The following is a 20,704-nucleotide window of genomic DNA, read 5'->3' as shown; positions in this document are numbered from 1 at the left end:
AACCCCGGTACGCTCAACCCTTTGTGGGAGGGGCGCGCCCCTCCCACAAAGGCAACCACCCAAGATATGCGATTGTCAAGGAGCGTATCGGACTGGAAATTCGATAAAAAAACTTTCTGAAACTTAGTATACGAGGAGGGCTCCAGCATGAAGTTGATAATGGCTGTTGTTCAAGATCAGGATAGCAACCGGCTTTTAAAAGCGCTGACCGAGCATCATTTTCGCGTCACAAAACTGGCAAGTACGGGAGGATTTTTAAAATCCGGCAATACGACTTTTATCATTGGAACAGAAGACGTTCGTGTAAGAAAAGCGCTTGATATTATTAAGGACAATTGTCAGTCCCGAAAACAACTTTCTGCGCCAGTTTCACCGATGGGTGGAAATACCGATTCCTATGTTCCTTACCCGATCGAAATAGAAGTTGGCGGGGCGACCGTTTTCGTACTTCCAGTAGAAGAATTTCATCAATTTTAGGGTGGGGACCGATGAAGATAAACGAGGATCTTAGAACAGTGATGCCGAAACGGACTATGGAACCCAATGGGCAACAGGGCGGTTCAAAGCTGTTTTCCCAAATTGTTCAAAAACATGAGGAAAAACTAGCAGGGGAACAATGGCAAAAGCTATTAAAGGATTTGGATGAGGCCGGAGAACGTTTAAGTAAATCAAAAAATATTCATGATTTAACAAGGTTTAAAAGGCTGGTAAAACGCCTGATTCATGAAACAGTTGAACATGGAATGAATCTGAAAGAGTCGCAAAGCTGGGATTTTTATGGGAACCGCCGCAATTTAAAAATTATAGAAAAAATTGATCAAAAGCTTGTTGAACTGACAGAAGATATTCTAAATAAAGAAATGGATGCGGTGGATATTTTGGGGAAAATTGGGGAAATCAAAGGGCTTATCGTGAATCTGTATATGTAAGCGAGTGATAAGCAATGAAAACATGGGATGAACTTGAAAAACAGCAGCCAAGAGTGTTTAAAATACTGCGAAACTCTTTTCAAAAAAAAAGATTGGCTCATGCTTATTTATTTGAAGGAAAACAAGGAGTAGGAAAAAAAGAAACGGCTATTTTAACGGCTAAAAGCTTTTTCTGTCAAAATGTCAAGAACGGCTATTTACCTTGTGATCAATGTATAAACTGCAAAAGAATTGAAAGCGGCAATCATCCAGATCTTCATTTCATCGAACCTGACGGCCTTTCCATAAAAAAAAGCCAAATTGAAGCGCTGCAACAGGAGTTTGCCAAAACAGGTGTTGAATCCAATCAAAAGCTGTACATTATTTCTCATTGTGATCAGATGACCGTTCATGCAGCCAATAGCTTGCTTAAATTTTTAGAAGAACCGGCGAAAGGGACAATGGCTGTTCTTCTGACAGATCAAGTTCACCGCTTGTTATCAACCATTCTTTCGAGATGCCAAGTGCTAACTTTTCAGCCGCTTTCTCCAAAAATTATTCAACAAGAATTGGAAAAAGAAGGAATACCCAGTCATATAGCTGCCCTCGCAAGTCAAGTGACAAATCACTTGGAAAAGGCGATTTTGTTAAGTCGCGACGATTGGTTTGCGGAAGCAAGAAATAAAGTGATAAAATTATATGAAATTATACATTCCCGTCCAAACAATGCACTGCTTTTTATCCATAATCAATGGATGCCTTTTTTTCAAGAAAAAGAGCAGATGGAGACGGGATTGGACTTTCTCCTTTTTTTATACCGTGATTTGCATTTCGTTCAAATCGGAAATGAAGAGGAATGTATTTATTCAGATATAGTGCCGATGTTAAAGCGGCAAGCGATAAAGTTTGGCCAAGGAAGCGTTTTAAACCATATTGTCTCCATTTTGGAAGCTAAAAAGCGTTTAAACGCCAATGTAAATTCTCAGCTTCTTATGGAGCATTTGGTGTTAACGTTGCAGGAGGGATAAGCTTGTATGATGTAGTTGGAGTTCGTTTTAAAAAAGCTGGAAAAATTTATTATTTTGATCCAAACGGATTTGATATACATGTTGATGATTTTGTCATTGTGGAAACGATACGCGGCATTGAATATGGAAAAGTGGTAGTCAGCAAAAAACAAGTAGGAGAACATGATATTGTTCTACCGTTAAAAAAAGTCATTCGCAAGGCGGATGAAAAAGATCGGCTCGTTGTGGAAGCAAACAATAAAGCTGCGGCAGAGGCAATGGAAATCTGTTTGAATAAGATCGAAGAACACGGCTTGGAAATGAAACTTGTCGATGTAGAGTATACGTTTGACCGCAATAAAATAATCTTTTACTTTACAGCAGATGGCCGTGTAGACTTTCGGGAGCTTGTCAAAGATTTAGCCTCCATTTTTAAAACAAGAATTGAACTCCGACAAATCGGTGTCAGAGATGAGGCGAAAATGCTTGGCGGAATCGGACCATGCGGACGAATGCTCTGTTGTTCCACGTTTTTAGGGGATTTTGAACCTGTGTCCATTAAGATGGCAAAAGATCAAAATTTATCGTTGAATCCTACAAAAATATCCGGTTTATGCGGACGGTTAATGTGCTGTTTAAAATATGAAAATGATGAATATGAAACAGCGAAAGAACAACTTCCGGATATTGGAGAGATGATTGAAACGCCAAGCGGCCAAGGAAAGGTTGTCGGGCTCAATATTTTGGAACGTGTTTTGCAAGTTGAGCTGATTAATCGGGAGCGTGTTGTCGAATATACGTGGGAAGAATTGAAGGATGATCCTGTTTCGATCGAGTCCACAGATTAGAGGTGGAAAAAATTGTGAATAAAAAAGAAATATTTGATGCAGTAACACTTTTGGAAGAACAAATTGGTGATTTATATCGGCAATTAGGAGAATTAAAACAACATATAGGTGAACTAATTGAAGAAAATCAACATTTAAAAATGGAAAATGACCATTTGCGTAAAAGAATTTCCACAATAAACAGGGAAAAAAAAAGAGAGAAAGATGAGGTTTCCCAAGAAAAAGGAGAAAAGCAATATTTGGATATTGGGGAAGGATATGATAATTTAGCAAGAATTTATCAAGAAGGATTTCACATTTGCAATCTCCATTACGGCAGCGTCAGAAAAGACGGCGACTGTTTGTTTTGTCTGTCGTTTTTAAATAAAAAGTATTGAAGCTTCCTTGTTTCAGGAGGCTTTTCTTATGAAAATGAATTCAGCTGAGTTGGCCTAGAAAGGAATTTACTAATGGTGCACTTAAAAGAAAATGAACGACTAGATTATTTGCTGGCAGAAGATTTACGTATTATTCAAAGTCCCAGCGTATTCGCATTTTCTCTTGATGCGGTTCTTTTGGCAAAGTTTGTATATGTACCAATTCAAAAAGGACGCATCATCGATCTTTGTACAGGAAATGGCGTGATCCCGCTCCTTTTAAGCACAAGAACAAAAGCAAGGATAGCAGGGGTGGAAATACAAGAGAAGCTGTATGATATGGCTGTCAGATCCGTTCAATATAACCGGCTGGAACAGCAAATTGAGATTATCCATGGTGATATAAAAGAGATGTCGGCGAAGCTTGGATATGGAACATTTGACGTGGTTACTTGCAATCCTCCGTATTTTAAAACCTCTGGGAAGGAAGAATTAAATCAAAACGAACACTTTGCCATTGCTAGGCACGAAATATTTTGCACATTAGAGGATGCGGTGCAAGTCAGCAGCCAATTGGTGCGTCCGGGAGGGAAAGTTGCTTTTGTCCATCGGCCGGGACGGTTTTTGGAGATAATGGAATTAATGAAAAAATATCGTTTAGAACCGAAGAGAATTCGATTTGTATATCCAAAGCTCGGAAAAGAAGCAAACACATTGTTAGTCGAGGGGATAAAAGATGGGAGTCCCGATTTAAAAATTCTTCCGCCTCTTATCGTTTACAATGATAAAAATGAATATACCGAAGAAGTGCAGCAAATTTTATATGGGTCTAACAAGCAGAAATGAGGATGGATGGTGATCAATCGATGTGGCAGCAAAAAAGCTTCTTGGAAAACGATCGAAAAGGTGCTTTATATTTAGTGCCCACACCTATCGGCAATTTGGAAGATATGACGTTTCGGGCCATCCGTATTTTAAAAGAGTGTGATCAAATTGCTGCGGAGGATACGAGGCAAACGAAAAAGCTTTGCCATTATTATGAAATTGATACTCCCGTCATCAGTTATCACGAACATAATAAAGAAACGAGTGGAAAACAAATATTAAGAAAGCTGCAGGAAGGGAAAACGGTTGCCCTTGTCAGCGATGCCGGCATGCCGACGATTTCAGATCCCGGAAGCGAACTAGTTCGGCTCGTTTTAGAGCATTATTTTCCGGTTATTCCCCTTCCGGGTGCAAATGCTGCGCTAACTGCTCTGATCGCCTCAGGAATCTCGCCACAGCCTTTTTATTTTTTCGGATTTTTAGCCCATAAGAAAAAAGAGAAGAGAAAACAATTGGAACAATTAAAAAATCGAAAAGAAACCATTATTCTTTATGAATCTCCTCATCGGCTTTTGGATACATTGACAGAGATAGCGGAATATTTTGGCGACAGAAAGATTGTTATTTCTAGAGAATTGACAAAAAAGTATGAGGAGTTTATAAGGGGAACGGTTAAGGAATCCATCGATTGGGCCTTAAATAATGAAATTAAAGGTGAATTTTGCTTAATCATAGAAGGGAATAACGATAACATTGAGGGTGGCGATGAACAAAGCTGGTGGAAGGCATGGACAGTGGCGGAGCATATTGAACATTATATCGAGAAAGGATATACATCAAAAGAAGCAATCAAACTTGTGGCCAAAGACCGGAATTTGCCTAAACGCGAAGTCTATCAATCCTATCATTTAAAGTAAAAAAGTCCCTTAGAAAAAGGGACTTTTTTACTTAGAAGACTGAAGATAGTTTTGAATTTCACTCAAAATTTGTTCAGCGCCTTCGCGGCTAAGTACAATTTTGCCTCCTGCAAGCTGGAGGTTGTCATCGGAAACTTCCCCAGTGACTAAGCAAGTCATACTCGGTTTATATTTTTTCAAAATGATGCGATCGTCGTCAACATAAATTTCCAGTGCATCTTTTTCAGCAATTCCCAGCGTGCGGCGCAATTCAATTGGAATAACCACCCGGCCTAATTCGTCAACTTTGCGTACAATACCTGTAGATTTCATAATGTTTTCCTCCCCTTATTATAAAAAATGAAAGAGATTTATCGCCTTTATACTCCTTTTTTCGTCATAATTCGACAAACAGGATTGTCAATTAATAGAATAGCAGTTTTACCAATAAACGTCAATCCTGTTTTTTTAAAAAATTTCAAAATTTGATAGATGTTCCTAACTTGTAAGAATTTATTACTAAAATGCAAAATCATGGTTTGAAGATGATGTATATTTTCTTGATAAAACGGGGTATGATGGTATCATAGAATATGTAAACGATGCGCCATTCGCCGCTCTCGTCTTTTAGACGGGAGCTTTTCTACTAAGGGTAGTTGAACAAAGGAGGGTTTCTTTTGAAAAATAGCAAAAAAACGTTTTATTTAACAACACCAATATACTATCCGAGTGATAAACTACATATCGGCCATGCGTATACGACAGTAGCCGGGGATGCAATGTGCAGATATAAGCGTCTCCGTGGATATGATGTCATGTATTTAACCGGTACGGATGAGCATGGACAAAAAATTCAAAGAAAAGCGGAAGAGAAAGGTGTTTCCCCAAAAGAATATGTCGACAACATTGTAGCAGGAATTAAAGAATTATGGGATAAATTGGATATTTCTTATAACGATTTTATTCGTACAACGGAAGACCGCCATAAAAAGGTCGTTGAAAAAATCTTTGACCGTTTGGTGAAACAGGGAGATATCTATTTGGATGAGTATGAAGGGTGGTATTGTACGCCTTGCGAATCTTTTTTTACGGAAAGACAGCTCGTCAATGGAAACTGTCCTGATTGCGGCCGCCCCGTTGAAAAGGTGAAGGAAGAATCTTACTTCTTCAAAATGAGCAAATATGTGGACAGGCTTCTCAAGTTTTATGAAGAAAATCCCGAATTTATCCAGCCTGAATCAAGAAAAAACGAGATGATTAATAATTTTATCAAGCCAGGTTTGGAGGATTTGGCCGTTTCGCGCACGACATTTGACTGGGGCATTAAAGTTCCCGGGAATCCCAAACATGTCATCTATGTGTGGATCGATGCTTTAACCAATTATATTACGGCTCTCGGATACGGGACGGAAAATGAGGAGAAATTTCAAAAATATTGGCCGGCAGATGTCCATTTAGTTGGAAAAGAAATTATCCGTTTTCATACTATTTACTGGCCGATTATGTTAATGGCTCTAGACTTGCCGCTTCCGAAAAAAGTATTTGGACACGGCTGGCTGTTAATGAAAGACGGTAAAATGTCGAAATCAAAAGGAAATGTAGTCGATCCCGTAACGTTAATTGACCGATATGGTTTGGATGCTTTGCGTTATTATTTGCTTCGCGAAGTACCGTTTGGAGCAGATGGCGTATTTACCCCTGAAGGTTTTGTTGAGCGCATTAATTATGATTTGGCAAATGACTTAGGAAATTTATTAAACCGTACTGTCGCCATGATTGAAAAATATTTTGCGGGAACGGTGACAAAAGATGAAGGAGAAGCAACGCCGTATGATGAAGCTCTTCGGGCATTTCGAATCGAATCTTTGAAAAAATATGAGGAAGCAATGGATAAAATGGAATTTTCCGTCGCGCTATCGGCATTGTGGCAATTTATCAGCCGGACGAACAAATATATCGACGAAACGCAGCCTTGGGTGCTGGCTAAAGATGAATCAAAAAGGAAACAGCTTGCTTCTGTTATGTATCATTTAGCAGAGTCGCTCAGACATATTGCTGTTTTATTGAAACCGTTTTTAACCCAAACGCCTGACAAAATATTTGCACAAATCGGGGTTCGGGACGAGGCTTTGCAAAGTTGGGAATCTTTGAATGATTTTGGTTTATTGAAAGAAGTCCGTGTTCAGAAGGGAGAACCGCTCTTTCCTCGTTTAGATATTGAACAAGAGGTAAAATATATTAAGGGACAAATGACAGGATCTGCGATTTCTAAAGAAGAAGAGAAGCAGGATGCTGATGAAAATGAAATAACGATTGATGATTTTATGAAAGTTGATTTACGGGTCGCTGAAATCATTCATGCGGAACGGGTAGAAAATGCAGATAAGCTTTTAAAACTTCAACTCGATTTAGGTTTTGAAAAACGACAAGTTGTTTCCGGCATTGCGAAGTATTATCGCCCGGACGAATTGATTGGGAAAAAAGTGATTTGTGTAACAAATTTAAAACCTGTAAAACTGCGTGGGGAATTGTCGCAAGGCATGATTTTAGCGGGAGAAAATAACGGAAAATTGTCGCTTGCTACTGTCGATTCCTCTTTGGAGAACGGTTCGAAAGTGAAATAAAACTGTCGAATAAAAGTATTTTAAGGTGTTTCACGTGAAACACCTTTTTCCCTTTTGGAAAATTTTAGAAAAATTGTTGGAAAGGATGTCAAAATATGTTGTTCGATACACATGCTCATTTAAATGCCGTACAGTATGAAGATGATGTAAATGAAGTGATCGAACGGGCACTTCAAGAAGGAGTAACAAATATAGTCGTTGTCGGATTTGACGGCGAAACGATTCCAAGAGCAATAGAACTGGCTGAAAAGCATGATTTTATTTATGCTGCCATTGGTTGGCATCCAGTTGATGCCATTGACATGACAGATCGTGATTTGGATTGGATCAAAGAACTATCCAGTCATCCAAAGGTGGTTGCACTGGGAGAAATGGGGCTTGATTACTATTGGGATAAATCGCCAAAAGAAGTGCAAAAAGAGGTTTTTCGCAAACAAATCGCACTGGCTAAAGAAGTTCAATTGCCAATCATCATCCATAATCGGGAAGCAACGGCCGATATTGTTCAAATTTTGAAAGAGGAGAATGCCGCTGAAGTGGGCGGTGTCATGCATTGCTTTTCCGGAAGTGTAGAAGTAGCAAGACAATGCATAGAGATGAATTTTTATATTTCGTTTGGCGGCCCTGTCACATTTAAAAATGCTAAAAAACCGAAGGAAGTTGCGAAAGAGATTCCGTTGGACCGGCTGTTAATTGAAACAGACTGTCCTTATTTGACTCCTCATCCATTTCGCGGAAAGCGCAATGAGCCGAGCTATGTTAAATATGTTGCAGAGAAAATTGCAGAGCTGAGAGGGTTAACCATTGAGGAAATAGCTAATATTACAAGCAAAAATGGAAAAAAATTATTCGGCATTTCTTGATAAAAGTTTATGTCGAACCTACTACAAGGTTGTCTGAAAAAAGAATGATTCAAAAAAGTTCTACACGCCTTCTTTTCTTCATAGAATAAACTGTCGAGAAGTCTTGCTTCACTTTTCAGTAGGTTTTCAAGATAATAGTTACAAAAACGAGAAAAAGTGCGGGAGGGTTGACAGGTTCATCAATACTTTATTATAATCTCACGGAGGAGAAGGAGGCGTTTTCGTGATTGAAAACATGAAGAAAATGGTATCCAATCTTTCCAAGAGAAACAAATACGTCCTCTCTGCGGTTGGTGTTTGTTTGATTGGATCTGGGGCAACTTATGGCGGATATGAAGGTATGAAGGATACTGTCACTATTACCATTGACGGCAAAAAAGAAGAAATAAGGACCCATGCAGATCAAATCGGCGATCTTTTAAAAGATTTAAATATAAACTTAAAAGCCAATGATTATATTTCCCATCCGAAAAATGCAGAAGTTCGCGATCAAATGAAGATTGTCATCAAACATGCCAAACCAATACAGCTGACGATAGACAATAAGCGAAGGACCATATGGACAACCGCTCAAAACGTCAAAGACGTATTGGCGCAGCAAAATATTAAGCTAACAGATAAAGACAAAGTTCAACCAAAACTAAATGCGAAAGTTGAAAAGAATATGGAAATCGTTGTGCGTAAAGCACATCTCATTACGCTCACTGTTGGCGGAAAACAACAGAAAATCTGGTCAACTTCGACTACTGTCGCTGACTTTTTAAAGGAGCAGAACATTCAATTAAATCCTTTAGATAAAGTCCAACCAGCACCAACAACTACTTTAACGAAAAATACAAATGTAAAAGTCGTCAAAATAGAAAAAGTCACCGATGTAGTGGAAGAACCAATCGCATTTAATATCGTTGAACAAAAAGATAATAGTTTAGCAAGAGGTTCGAAAAGAATCGTTCAACGGGGAGAAGAAGGAAAAAGGCAAAAACAATTTGAAGTGATTTTAGAAAATGGCAAAGAAGTTTCCCGCAAACTTGTTCGAACCGTGACGATGAAAGAGAGCAAAAGCCAAATTGTTGCAGTTGGTACAAAAGCTCCAGCCCATGCAGTACAGGTTTCCAGAGGATCTGGGGCAAATGCAAAAGAATTTTATGTGACGGCTACTGCATATACCGCATCCTGCAGCGGATGCTCCGGCAAAACAGCAACAGGTTATAATTTACGGTCAAACCCCGGAGCAAAAGTGATCGCTGTTGATCCCAGCATTATTCCGCTAGGCTCAAAAGTATATGTTGAAGGATACGGGTATGCAGTGGCCGCCGACACCGGATCTTCCATTACCGGAAATAAAATCGACGTTTTCTTTTCTGATAAATCGAAAGCCTATCAATGGGGTAGAAAAAGGGTCAAAATTAGGGTGTTGCGTTAATCATTAAAAAAACCAGTCAGCAGAGGGTTTCAGCCCTCTGTTTTTTTACGTTATAATGGAAAATCATGAAAGCTTTCATACAATTAGACGACAAATATTACAGAAAGGTTTCAAGTAATGGAGGAAAAAATGCAAAAAAAAATAAAAGAAATTATTGTTGTGGAAGGAAAAGATGATACTCAAGCGATTCAAAAGGCAGTGAATGCGGATACGATCGAAACAAACGGATCAGCGATTAATGAAGCGATTTTAGAACAAATCCGCCATGCGCAAAAAAACAGGGGGGTAATTATTTTTACAGATCCGGATGTTCCAGGGGAAAAAATCCGCAAAATCATCTCTAGTCATGTGCCGGGTTGTAAACATGCGTTTTTGCCAAGAAATGAAGCGAGAGAAAAAAACGGAAAAGGAATCGGAGTTGAACATGCAAGTACAGAAGCCATTCGAAAAGCGCTGGAAGCCGTGAGAGTAGAAATGATGGAGTGGAAAAGCGACATAACCCAATCAGATTTGTTCATTTACGGTTTAATCGGCGGTGCAAAGGCGAAAAAACTTAGAGAAAAACTTTGCGAGCGGTTGAAACTAGGCTATGCTAATGGAAAACAGCTGATGAAGCGCCTTGCGATGTTTCAAATCACAAGGGAAACTTTTGTTGAGGCAATGGAAGTGATCATGCAGGAGGAAGAGATGAATCATGAAAGATATTGCAACCCCGAATCGAACAAGGCAAATTCTTGAAAAATACGGTTTGTCCCTCAAGAAAAGTTTAGGCCAAAATTTTATTATTGAACCGAATATTTTGCATCGAATGATTGATTATGCGGGTTTAACAGAAAATACAGGCGTTATTGAAATTGGACCGGGAATAGGAGCGCTTACGGAACAATTGGCAAAAAAGGCAAAAAAAGTGGTTGCTTTTGAAATTGACGACCGTTTACTGCCGATTCTAAAAGAAACTTTGGAACACTATAACAATGTTGAAATCATTCACCAAGACGTGCTGAAGGCCAACCTTCACGATGTCATTGAAAAAAAGCTCAACGATTGTAAAGAGATTATCGTCGTTGCCAACTTGCCGTACTATGTCACAACGCCCATTATTATGAAACTGCTTGAAAATCATTTGACGATTAAAGGAATTGTGGTGATGCTGCAAAAAGAAGTTGCAGAAAGAATGGCGGCCAAGCCTTCAACAAAGGAATATGGATCTTTATCCATTGCTGTTCAATATTATACGGAAGCGAAAACTGTTATGTCTGTTCCGAAAACGGTTTTCGTTCCGCAACCAAATGTCGACTCTGCTGTCATTCGCCTCCTGCTTCGCTCCGAACCGCTTGTTCAGGTGAAAAACGAGCCGTTTTTCTTTCAAGTAGTGAGATCAAGCTTTGCACAAAGAAGAAAAACGTTGCTAAACAATCTTATTCATAATTTGCCAGAGGGAAAAGCAAAGAAGGAATTAATCGAAGAACGGCTGAAAAGGGCAGGGATTGATGGAAAAAGAAGGGGTGAATCTTTAACGATTGAAGAATTTGCCCGTTTAAGCGATGAGCTGTATGACATTTTCCAAAACGATCTTAATCGTTTTCAACTTTAAGATGAAGCAGAGTTTATAGGCACCTTTTCCACAAACGTTTCATAGGCTAAAAAAGAATAAATCAAACTCATCCAATGCGGAGTGAACAACATGGTTTTAAAGCCGGGTGCGATTGTGGCTCGAAAATCTTATCAATGCGATTTGCTCTTTCGGGTAATCGAATGGAAGAAGGATCAAAACGGTCGGGTAGTTGCCATTATTGGCGGAAAAGACGTCCGTTTAATTGCTGATGCACCGCTCGATGATTTAGTTTTTATGAATGATGAAGAGTTGGAAACACATGAAAAACAGGAAAGAGAAAAAATAGAAACATCTTTTTTTCTTTTTCAACAGGACTATCGGTTGTCTCGAGAAAAGCAAGAATATTACACTTCATCGGCTTTTCAATATCAAGACGATTGTTTTCATATTCCGGGGAAAGTCTTGCATGTGGACGGAGATTCGCTGTATTTACAAAAATGTTTAAATTTGTACAGAAAAATCGGCGTTCCGGTAAACGGGCTGCACATAAAGGAAAGCCAAATGGCTGACAACATTGAACATCTTTTGGAAAAATACCGCCCTGATATTCTTGTTATCACCGGACATGACTCTTATTCACAGCAAAAGGGAAAAATAACCGATCTAGCCGCTTATCGGCATTCGAGGGATTTTGTCAAAACCGTAAGAAGAGCTAGAAAAAAAATACCCGGACTTGATCAGTTAGTCATTTTTGCCGGGGCCTGCCAATCTCATTTCGAATCGTTAATCCGAGCCGGCGCCAATTTTGCCAGTTCTCCTTCAAGAGTAAATATTCATGCGCTTGATCCTGTGTATATTGTAGCCAAAATTAGTTTTACTCCATTTGTTGAACGAATTAACGTTTGGGATGTTCTTCGAAATACTTTGACAAGGGAAAAAGGGCTCGGAGGCATTGAAACAAGAGGCGTGATGCGTTCAGGAATTCCGTATAACCGTTTTTTAGAAAATAATAAAAAAAATGAAGACTAATGCAGCAAATATCTCGGTAAAGCCTCTATTCAGCCGACGGAAAAGCTGATCCCCCATATGCAGATTTTTCTGCCTTGGGGGATTTTTTGTATATGTAAAATCAATTACATAAAATCGACAAAAACGGAAATAATACAAAAAGTGAATCATAATTTGTTGAAAAGAAAATATTGACACAAATATTAATGTATTGCTATAATTAAAAATTTATTTGACTTATTACATTTTCCAATATATAATGATATATGCGAGGTGGTTCGAATGGCAAAAACATTGTCAGATATAAAACAAGCTCTCGATTCCAATCTCGGCCGCCGTTTAACATTAAAAGCAAACGGTGGACGAAGAAAAATGATTGAGCGCTCGGGTGTTTTGGCTGAAACGTATCCTTCTGTTTTTGTGGTGGAACTGGATCAAGCAGAAAATGCGTTTGAACGGGTATCATACAGCTATGCAGATGTTTTAACGGAAACAGTGCAAATTACCTTTTTAGATGACAACAACAGTGTTGCAGGCGGTGGGCAGTAGACATCATGTTTGCTGCTTTTATTTTTGCCTTTAACATATTTTACAAAGGAATAAATCGCCCGCTTCCCCCAAAGACTAAAAGAAGCGGATGGAAATCCGCGAGAATGTCTGCTTATTTAAGGGGGAATAAGGGATGGCAAGACGGCGCGGCATTATGTCAGAAAGCTTTAAGTATGAATTAGCGAAAGAGCTTGGCTTTTATGACACTGTGAAAAATGAAGGCTGGGGTGCTATTCGCACTCGTGATGCCGGAAATATGGTAAAACGAGCGATCGAGATTGCCGAAGAGCATTTAGCTAAGCAAAACGGCAAAACTTTTTAAAGGCAGACATTTCGACAGCCGGTTCAAAGAAACTTGTTCTTTGAGCCGGCTTTTTTTGTTTGACCATTCCATGAGCGAATTTTGTCGAAATATGCTATATTGCCACTGTTGTGGTACAATGTGGGTACATGAAGGCAGATCGATAAAGTAGGTGAATGTATTGCGAATATTGGAAAAAGCACCGGCCAAAATCAACTTATCGTTAGATGTTCTACATAAAAGAGCTGATGGATATCATGAAGTGGAAATGGTCATGACGACGATTGACTTGGTCGATCGCATTGAGTTAAAGCTTCTTGAAGAAAATGTCATCAAAATTATTTCTCATCATCGTTTTGTGCCGGATGATGAACGGAATTTAGCTTATCAAGCGGCGCAACTTTTAAAGGAGCGCTTAAAAATTAATAAAGGTGTCGCCATCACCATTTCAAAAACAATTCCTGTTGCGGCGGGGCTTGCAGGGGGAAGCAGCGATGCGGCGGCTACTTTAAGGGGATTAAACAAGCTTTGGAAACTAAACCTTTCTCTTGACGAACTGGCCGAGATTGGAGCGGAGATCGGCTCCGATGTTTCTTTTTGTGTTTATGGCGGGACGGCAATAGCAAAGGGCAGAGGAGAGAAAATTGAGCATATTGATGCGCCGCCTCATTGTTGGGTAGTATTGGCAAAACCGGATATTGGTGTCTCAACAGCGGAAGTTTATCGCCGTTTGAAACTTGATGAAATTCGACATCCGGATACTGCTGGAATGGTACAAGCCATCAAAGAGCAAGATTATAAAAAAATTTGCGCTAAAGTTGGGAATGTCCTTGAGACGGTGACAATGAATATGCATCCTGAAGTAGCGTTGATAAAAGACCAAATGAAACGATTTGGAGCCGATGCTGTTCTCATGAGCGGGAGCGGCCCTACTGTATACGGTTTAGTTCAACACGAATCAAGGCTTCACAGGGTGTACAACGGATTGCGGGGGTTTTGCAGCCAAGTTTATGCGGTCAGACTGTTGGGAGAACGGGTGAGTCTTGATTAAATGCGAATATTAAGTTATATTTACTGTAAAATATTCGTGATCTGGAGGATCGTCTATGAAGTTTCGACGCAGCGGGAGACTTGTCGATATGACGCACTATTTGCTTCATCATCCACATGAGCTCATCCCATTAACTTTTTTCTCTGAACGTTATGAGGCAGCTAAATCGTCCATTAGTGAAGATTTAGCCATTATTAAACAAACATTTGAACAACAAGGAATTGGAACTTTAATGACGACCCCGGGAGCGGCTGGAGGAGTTAAATTTATTCTTAAAGTGCTGAAGGATGAAGCGGAGGAATTTATACAAACGCTGTGCAAAACTGTTGCTAATCCTGACAGGCTTTTACCCGGGGGATATTTGTATTTATCGGATATTCTCGGAAACCCGAAAATGATGAATAAAGTTGGCCGTTTATTTGCTTCCGTTTTTGCTGATCGCCGTATTGATTCGGTTATGACGGTTGCAACGAAAGGAATTCCATTGGCTTATGCAGTTGCCGGTTTTTTGGACGTGCCTTTCGTCATTGTCCGCAGGGATAATAAAGTGACAGAAGGTTCCATGGTCAGCATTAATTATGTTTCCGGTTCCTCAAAGAGAATTCAAACAATGACTTTGGCGAAAAGAAGTCTGAAAGAAGGTTCGAATGTTTTAATAGTGGACGATTTTATGAAAGCTGGGGGAACGATCAACGGAATGATCAGCCTATTGGCTGAATTCGGGGCTAATGTATCGGGAATCGGCGTTCTTGTCGAGTCGGAAAGCGCTGATGAACGACTCGTAAATGAATACATTTCGCTAATAAAACTTTTCGATGTAAATGAAAAAGAACGATCTATACAAGTAAGCAAAGGAAATTATTTTGATTTCCTCTGATATATTTAAATGAAAAAGGAGTGTTTCGAAAGTGAAGGTAGTATCAACCAACAAAGCTCCAGCAGCTATCGGACCTTATTCACAAGGCATTATTGTCAATAATATGTTTTACAGTTCTGGTCAAATTCCTTTAACGCCTGAAGGAAATTTAGTGGAAGGTGACATTAAAGCCCAAACCCATCAAGTTTTCTCCAATTTAAAAGGGGTGTTGGAAGAAGCCGGAGCATCGTTTGATACAGTTGTGAAAGTAACGGCCTTTTTAAAAGACATGAATGATTTTGCCGATTTCAATGAAGTGTATGGGGAATATTTCAGCAGTCATAAACCGGCTCGTTCATGTGTTGAAGTTGCCCGGCTCCCAAAAGATGTGTTGGTTGAAATTGAGGTAATTGCCTTAGTTAAATAACTGCAGTTGGAAAAGGATCTGTTTTCAAACAAAAACAGGTCCTTTTGTTTGGCCTTTTTTAAATTTTTTTTCCATAAAAGAAGGAAAATTTTAAATTGTGTTGAATTATTGATACTAAAGCTTTGCACATAGGAAAAAGGTGGTGAACAGGATGGAAGTGACTGACGTAAGATTACGCCGCGTGAATACAGAAGGCCGAATGAGAGCCATTGCCTCCATTACCTTGGATAATGAATTTGTCGTTCATGACATTCGGGTGATTGAAGGCAATAACGGCCTTTTTGTGGCAATGCCGAGCAAGCGGACTCCTGACGGAGAATTTCGAGACATTGCACACCCTATCAATTCAAATACTCGCGGAAAAATTCAGGATGCTGTCCTAACCGAATATCACCGTTTAGGTGAAACGGAAGATATTGAGTATGAAGAAGCCGGTGCTTCGTAAAAATATTTAAAGGGGGAGAATGTAAAGCACTTCCCTTAAAACAGAAATCAAGTTAAAAACAAATGATGTGGCCTGAGTTCCATTGAATAAGGACTCAGGTTGTTTAGTTTATTCAGGATCTCCCGCAATTCCACCGAAATATTTGTCAATATCTCCTCAAAAAAATAGGTGAAAATGTGATGAATACGTTGTGATAAAAGTTTTTTAACGAAAAAACGGTCTTAAAGAAATTGCGGTATCAAGAAGGGTGTGGGGATTTTGGATGTCAATGCTTATTTAAAGCGACTGAACATTGAAAAAAGATTAGCACCGGATTTGCCGTTTTTATCTCATCTGCAAAAACAACATATGCTTAGGATTCCTTTTGAAAATCTTGATATTATTCAAGGAAAGACAATTCAATTAGATTTTAAAGCCTTTTTCAACAAGCTTATCGTTAATAAAAGAGGGGGTTTTTGTTACGAATTAAATGGTCTTTTTTATCGGCTTCTGCAGGAGCTCGGCTTTGAAACATTTATGCTTTCAGGACAGGTTGCGAGGTCGGAAGATGAGTATGGGCCGGAATTTGATCATATGCTGCTTCTTGTCCGTTTTGATAAGGAGTATATCGTCGATGTTGGTTTCGGGGATTCTGTCCGGTCGCCATTGGAAATTTCGGGAAAAGAAGTTGTTGATGTCAGCGGCACTTACCGAATTAAGCAGGATCCATTCAAACATAACGGCTACTTCTTCCAAAAACTGATTGAAGGGAAGTGGATCAGTGAGTTCAAGTTTACGACGATCCCGCGACAACTTCGTGACTTTGAAAACATGTGCCATTACCAACAAACCTCCCCCGATTCTTATTTTACTCATAAGCCAATGATTACTTTGGCTACACATGACGGACGCATCACGTTATCCGGCGAAAATCTGACGATAACGGAAAGAGGGACAAAAAGAAAGTTGAAAATAGCTTCCCCTCAAGATCTTGAAAAAACACTAAACGACTTTTTTGGCATATCAAAATGTTAAAGAATTTTGCGCCATCATCCTGCTCTTGCAAAGCACCGCAGCTGTGCAGTATGCCATCTTTATAAAAAATATGATCGGATATCATAATGAAAGCGGGAGAGCTTTATCTCATGGATTCTTTTATTTATCATCCCAAAAGTTTTTCTTTTAAGACATGCATGAACATTTAGTTTTTATTTATAGAATGTGCTGAAACGTGATTGCTGGCACTTCATCATTTTCTTGATCTCCTATTGACGAAGAGGGACGCTTCTTTCAGCTGCCTTATGGAGTCTATCCATATTGTTCGATCCTCTGTTACCAGTTGCTCATCCTCCAATAGATTTACCAGTTAAAATAAATGGATAAAATGCTTGTTCCTGCTGCGATCTTCAAAAATTTTCTCGGAAAAGTATTCTGTCATATTCAATTTTATTCATAGTCCGCTCCCTTCCATTGAGACAAAATTGTGCTGCTTTCTGTTTCTTTATGAAATATTTATTGTTGAATGCGGTCGGAAATTTACGGAATCCTGTTAGATTCCTTGAAATAGACGTTTATTTAAGATAAGATTTTTATGGATAAAAAGGGTATTGGAGGCCTTATACATGGAGAAACGATTTGCGGTTATATTAGCTGCAGGTCAAGGTACGAGGATGAAATCAAAACTTTATAAAGTTTTGCACCTTGTCTGCGGCAAACCTATGGTGCAGCATGTGATAGATAATGTATCAAAACTTCAACTTGAAAAAATCATTACCATTGTCGGCCACGGAGCTGAAAAAGTAAAATCAGTGCTCGGGGATCAGTCATTGTACGCTTTTCAGGAAGAGCAGCTTGGAACTGCCCATGCCGTCATGCAAGCAGCTTCATTTCTTAAAGACCAAGATGGAACCACGATTGTTGTTTGCGGCGACACCCCGCTGATCACTGCTGAGACGTTTGCAAAATTGTTGGAACATCATAAAAAAACAAATGCGAAAGCAACAATCCTTACAGCAGAAGCAGACGATCCGTCAGGGTATGGCCGCATAGTCCGCAATAAAGAAGGGCTCGTTGAAAAAATTGTTGAACATAAAGATGCTTCGGAAAGTGAACGACTCATTAAGGAAATTAATACAGGAACGTATTGTTTTGACAATGCAGCCTTATTTGAGGCATTAAAGCTTGTAACCAATGACAATGCACAAGGAGAGTATTATTTGCCCGATGTAATTGAAATTTTAAAAGAAAAAGGCGAGACGGTATCAGCCTATCGGACGGACTCGTTCGAAGAAACGATAGGGATCAACGATCGTGTTGCACTTTCCCGCGCTGAATTTGTCATGAAAAAGCGGATCAATCAGTTTCATATGCAAAACGGCGTGACAATTGTCGATCCAAATAACACTTACATATCTGCTGAAGCGGTGATCGGCAATGACACAATCGTTTACCCGGGGACGATGATCACAGGCGAAACTGTCATTGGAGAAGGATGTGAAATCGGTCCCAACTCAGAAATTAAAAATTGCAAAATTGGAGATGAAACCAGCATCCGCCATTCCGTTGTTCATGATAGTAATATTGGCAGCAAAGTGAATATCGGTCCTTTTGCGCACATTCGTCCGTCAACCATGATTGAGGACGGGGTCAGAATCGGCAATTTTGTTGAGATTAAAAAATCTACAATCGGGAAGGAATCAAAAGCATCTCATTTAAGTTATATCGGTGATGCTGAAGTCGGTGCTCATGTCAACATCGGATGCGGATCCATTACAGTCAATTATGATGGAAAAAATAAATATTTAACCAAAATTGAAGATAGGGCGTTTATCGGCTGCAACTCCAATTTAGTTGCCCCTGTCACGATCGGCGAAGGAGCATATGTAGCTGCTGGTTCAACCATTACTGATGATGTACCTGGCAAGGCGCTTTCGATTGCAAGAGCACGTCAAGTGAACAAAGAAAATTATGTCGATAAATTGAGTGCAAAAAAATCGTAATTTGGAGGTCCCTTCAAGATGGCAAAAAACCGTTACAAAGATGCAAATTTAAAAATCTTTTCATTAAATTCAAACATATCTCTCGCACAACAGATTGCTGATGTTGTCGGTGTGGATTTGGGGAAATGCTCTGTTACGAGATTCAGTGACGGAGAAATTCAAATTAACATTGAAGAAAGCATTCGCGGCTGTGATGTTTATGTCATTCAATCAACAAGTGCACCTGTCAATGAGCATTTAATGGAACTGTTAATTATGATCGACGCACTTAAGCGTGCATCTGCCAGAACCATTAATATTGTAATGCCGTATTACGGTTATGCAAGACAAGACCGGAAAGCGCGGGCTCGCGAACCTATCACTGCCAAGTTAGTTGCCAATTTATTAGAAACCGCTGGTGCTACAAGAATGATTACCCTTGATTTACATGCTCCGCAAATTCAAGGCTTTTTTGATATTCCGATAGATCATTTAATGGGAGTACCGATTTTGGCGGAATACTTTTTAGAAAAGAATTTTGAAGATATAGTCATTGTTTCACCGGATCACGGCGGTGTTACGCGCACCCGGAAATTGGCTGACCGCATGAAGGCGCCGATTGCTATTATTGACAAGCGCCGTCCGCGGCCAAATGTGGTGGAGGTCATGAATATTGTTGGAAATGTCGAAGGGAAAACAGCCATTTTAATTGATGACATTATCGATACCGCTGGAACCATCACGCTAGCTGCGAATGCTCTAGTGGAACATGGGGCCAAAGAGGTTTATGCATGTTGTACACATCCTGTTTTATCCGGACCTGCCATTGAGAGGATTCAAAATTCAACTATTAAAGAATTAGTGGTCACGAATTCAATCGCCTTGCCGGAAGAAAAGAAAATCAGGAAATTGACCCAGCTTTCGGTAGCATCCTTGCTAAGTGAAGCGATTATTCGTGTACATGAACAACAGTCCGTCAGCGTACTTTTTGATTAAGAACACTTTCATGAATTGACGAATCAGCATGTTTAGACGTTGCTAAGATGGGAAACCAATAGAAAGAGGCTTAAAATGAATTTTTCATATAAATAACAAACATCAGTTTGAAGAAAGGGGATTACCATGGCAGCTGTCATACATGCAATGGAAAGAAATACGTTTACGAATTCGTCAAGAAGAAAGATGCGTCAAAAAGGGCAAATACCTGCAGTGATTTATGGAAAACATCATGAATCTCGACCAATTGTTGTTACAGAAACAGAGCTGACAAAGGTTTTGAGGGAAAATGGGAAAAATGCAATGCTGACCATTGAATTTGCAGGGGAAAATCATAAAGTACTTTTACGCGAATTGCAGATTGATCCTTTAAAAGGCGGCTTAATCCATGCGGACTTTCAAATTGTCGATATGGATTCAGAAGTGGATGTAGCCGTTTCAGTGGTCTTAAAGGGAGAGGCCAAAGGTGTTAAAGAAGGCGGCGTATTGCAGCAGATGCTGCCTGAAGTTGAGGTGAGAGCGAAACCTGCTCATTTACCGTCAGTCATTGAAATAAATATAACAAATTTAGGAATTGACGACGTCCTTTATGTAAAAGATATTCAAAAAGAAGGTCAGTATGAAATTTTAGACGATCCCAATACGGTTATAGCCACCATTTTGCAGCCGCAAAATGATGAATTGGATGATGTTGATGGATCGGATCAAAAGGAACAAGAGACAGAAAAGGGCGGTACGGTGGAATAACAATTAAGGCGTAACCAATTCTGGTTACGTTTTTTGTGCTATTTTATACTATAACAATTGGA

At 39.5% G+C, this 20,704-nt stretch carries 24 protein-coding genes; 23 read left to right on the top strand and 1 reads right to left on the bottom strand.

Going from position 1 to position 20,704, the window contains the following annotated elements; all coding sequences use genetic code 11:
* Nucleotides 1-147: 147 nt before the first annotated feature.
* From AC0KTX_RS11295 to rsmI, 7 genes are all read left to right on the top strand, one after another.
* Nucleotides 148-477 carry a cyclic-di-AMP receptor gene (locus AC0KTX_RS11295; RefSeq protein WP_474252288.1) on the top strand — a complete coding sequence of 110 codons (330 nt, stop codon included), beginning with the start codon at nt 148-150 and terminating at the stop codon, nt 475-477.
* A gap of 11 nt (nt 478-488) precedes the next feature.
* Entirely contained in the window at nt 489-929 is a 441-nt protein-coding gene (locus tag AC0KTX_RS11290; protein ID WP_474252287.1) for a YaaR family protein, read from the top strand.
* A 14-nt stretch (nt 930-943) separates the two neighbouring features.
* Complete coding sequence (gene holB / locus AC0KTX_RS11285; RefSeq protein ID WP_474252286.1) at nt 944-1,936, top strand: DNA polymerase III subunit delta'; 993 nt, start codon at nt 944-946, stop codon at nt 1,934-1,936.
* Nucleotides 1,937-1,938: 2 nt separating this feature from the next.
* Nucleotides 1,939-2,763, top strand: a complete 825-nt coding sequence (ricT, locus tag AC0KTX_RS11280; protein WP_474252285.1) for a competence/sporulation regulator complex protein RicT — start codon at nt 1,939-1,941, stop codon at nt 2,761-2,763.
* A 14-nt stretch (nt 2,764-2,777) separates the two neighbouring features.
* Nucleotides 2,778-3,140: a DNA replication initiation control protein YabA gene (gene yabA / locus AC0KTX_RS11275; RefSeq protein WP_474252284.1), complete on the top strand. Its 363-nt coding sequence runs from the start codon at nt 2,778-2,780 to the stop codon at nt 3,138-3,140.
* Nucleotides 3,141-3,212: 72 nt separating this feature from the next.
* The gene (locus tag AC0KTX_RS11270) at nt 3,213-3,965 is read left to right on the top strand and encodes a tRNA1(Val) (adenine(37)-N6)-methyltransferase (protein ID WP_474252283.1); all 753 of its coding nucleotides are present in this window, start codon (nt 3,213-3,215) and stop codon (nt 3,963-3,965) included.
* A gap of 20 nt (nt 3,966-3,985) precedes the next feature.
* Nucleotides 3,986-4,861 carry a 16S rRNA (cytidine(1402)-2'-O)-methyltransferase gene (gene rsmI / locus AC0KTX_RS11265; RefSeq protein WP_474252292.1) on the top strand — a complete coding sequence of 292 codons (876 nt, stop codon included), beginning with the start codon at nt 3,986-3,988 and terminating at the stop codon, nt 4,859-4,861.
* 27 nt (nt 4,862-4,888) lie between these two features.
* Here the strand turns inward: rsmI and AC0KTX_RS11260 are convergent, their stop codons facing one another.
* Nucleotides 4,889-5,173 carry an AbrB/MazE/SpoVT family DNA-binding domain-containing protein gene (locus tag AC0KTX_RS11260; RefSeq protein WP_474252282.1) on the bottom strand — a complete coding sequence of 95 codons (285 nt, stop codon included), beginning with the start codon at nt 5,171-5,173 and terminating at the stop codon, nt 4,889-4,891.
* Nucleotides 5,174-5,517: 344 nt separating this feature from the next.
* On the opposite strand from AC0KTX_RS11260, the gene metG reads away from it, so the two are divergent.
* From metG to AC0KTX_RS11180, 16 genes are all read left to right on the top strand, one after another.
* The gene (metG, locus tag AC0KTX_RS11255) at nt 5,518-7,464 is read left to right on the top strand and encodes a methionine--tRNA ligase (RefSeq protein ID WP_474252281.1); all 1,947 of its coding nucleotides are present in this window, start codon (nt 5,518-5,520) and stop codon (nt 7,462-7,464) included.
* Between the two features lie 95 nt (nt 7,465-7,559).
* Nucleotides 7,560-8,327: a TatD family hydrolase gene (locus AC0KTX_RS11250; RefSeq protein WP_474252280.1), complete on the top strand. Its 768-nt coding sequence runs from the start codon at nt 7,560-7,562 to the stop codon at nt 8,325-8,327.
* Nucleotides 8,328-8,550: 223 nt separating this feature from the next.
* Nucleotides 8,551-9,750 (top strand): ubiquitin-like domain-containing protein, encoded by a 1,200-nt coding sequence (locus AC0KTX_RS11245; protein WP_474252279.1) that lies wholly within the window; start codon nt 8,551-8,553, stop codon nt 9,748-9,750.
* Nucleotides 9,751-9,879: 129 nt separating this feature from the next.
* The gene (rnmV, locus tag AC0KTX_RS11240; protein WP_474252278.1) at nt 9,880-10,488 is read left to right on the top strand and encodes a ribonuclease M5; all 609 of its coding nucleotides are present in this window, start codon (nt 9,880-9,882) and stop codon (nt 10,486-10,488) included.
* On the top strand, nt 10,442-11,344 hold the full coding sequence (gene rsmA / locus AC0KTX_RS11235) for a 16S rRNA (adenine(1518)-N(6)/adenine(1519)-N(6))-dimethyltransferase RsmA (RefSeq protein WP_474252291.1): 903 nt from the start codon (nt 10,442-10,444) through the stop codon (nt 11,342-11,344). The genes rnmV and rsmA overlap by 47 nt, the downstream gene beginning before the upstream one ends.
* Nucleotides 11,345-11,434: 90 nt before the next feature.
* Nucleotides 11,435-12,334 carry a sporulation peptidase YabG gene (gene yabG / locus AC0KTX_RS11230; RefSeq protein WP_474252277.1) on the top strand — a complete coding sequence of 300 codons (900 nt, stop codon included), beginning with the start codon at nt 11,435-11,437 and terminating at the stop codon, nt 12,332-12,334.
* A gap of 261 nt (nt 12,335-12,595) precedes the next feature.
* Nucleotides 12,596-12,862, top strand: a complete 267-nt coding sequence (gene veg, locus AC0KTX_RS11225) for a biofilm formation stimulator Veg (RefSeq protein ID WP_474252276.1) — start codon at nt 12,596-12,598, stop codon at nt 12,860-12,862.
* 133 nt (nt 12,863-12,995) lie between these two features.
* The gene (locus AC0KTX_RS11220; protein ID WP_474252275.1) at nt 12,996-13,184 is read left to right on the top strand and encodes a small, acid-soluble spore protein, alpha/beta type; all 189 of its coding nucleotides are present in this window, start codon (nt 12,996-12,998) and stop codon (nt 13,182-13,184) included.
* Nucleotides 13,185-13,344: 160 nt separating this feature from the next.
* Complete coding sequence (ispE, locus tag AC0KTX_RS11215) at nt 13,345-14,214, top strand: 4-(cytidine 5'-diphospho)-2-C-methyl-D-erythritol kinase (protein ID WP_474252274.1); 870 nt, start codon at nt 13,345-13,347, stop codon at nt 14,212-14,214.
* Between the two features lie 55 nt (nt 14,215-14,269).
* On the top strand, nt 14,270-15,091 hold the full coding sequence (purR, locus tag AC0KTX_RS11210) for a pur operon repressor (protein WP_474252273.1): 822 nt from the start codon (nt 14,270-14,272) through the stop codon (nt 15,089-15,091).
* A gap of 31 nt (nt 15,092-15,122) precedes the next feature.
* The gene (gene ridA / locus AC0KTX_RS11205; protein ID WP_474252272.1) at nt 15,123-15,497 is read left to right on the top strand and encodes a 2-iminobutanoate/2-iminopropanoate deaminase; all 375 of its coding nucleotides are present in this window, start codon (nt 15,123-15,125) and stop codon (nt 15,495-15,497) included.
* Between the two features lie 151 nt (nt 15,498-15,648).
* Nucleotides 15,649-15,942: a septation regulator SpoVG gene (gene spoVG, locus AC0KTX_RS11200; RefSeq protein ID WP_474252271.1), complete on the top strand. Its 294-nt coding sequence runs from the start codon at nt 15,649-15,651 to the stop codon at nt 15,940-15,942.
* A 258-nt stretch (nt 15,943-16,200) separates the two neighbouring features.
* Nucleotides 16,201-16,956: an arylamine N-acetyltransferase family protein gene (locus AC0KTX_RS11195; RefSeq protein WP_474252270.1), complete on the top strand. Its 756-nt coding sequence runs from the start codon at nt 16,201-16,203 to the stop codon at nt 16,954-16,956.
* Between the two features lie 587 nt (nt 16,957-17,543).
* Nucleotides 17,544-18,920 carry a bifunctional UDP-N-acetylglucosamine diphosphorylase/glucosamine-1-phosphate N-acetyltransferase GlmU gene (glmU, locus tag AC0KTX_RS11190; RefSeq protein WP_474252269.1) on the top strand — a complete coding sequence of 459 codons (1,377 nt, stop codon included), beginning with the start codon at nt 17,544-17,546 and terminating at the stop codon, nt 18,918-18,920.
* Between the two features lie 18 nt (nt 18,921-18,938).
* Nucleotides 18,939-19,895 (top strand): ribose-phosphate diphosphokinase, encoded by a 957-nt coding sequence (locus tag AC0KTX_RS11185; RefSeq protein ID WP_474252268.1) that lies wholly within the window; start codon nt 18,939-18,941, stop codon nt 19,893-19,895.
* Between the two features lie 126 nt (nt 19,896-20,021).
* Complete coding sequence (locus AC0KTX_RS11180; RefSeq protein ID WP_474252267.1) at nt 20,022-20,642, top strand: 50S ribosomal protein L25/general stress protein Ctc; 621 nt, start codon at nt 20,022-20,024, stop codon at nt 20,640-20,642.
* Nucleotides 20,643-20,704 lie beyond the last annotated feature (62 nt).

The organism is Aeribacillus sp. JST-2 (assembly GCF_056032925.1).
The sequence above is the reverse complement of the archived record's forward strand: the minus strand, read 5'-3'. Positions and strand labels throughout refer to the sequence as shown.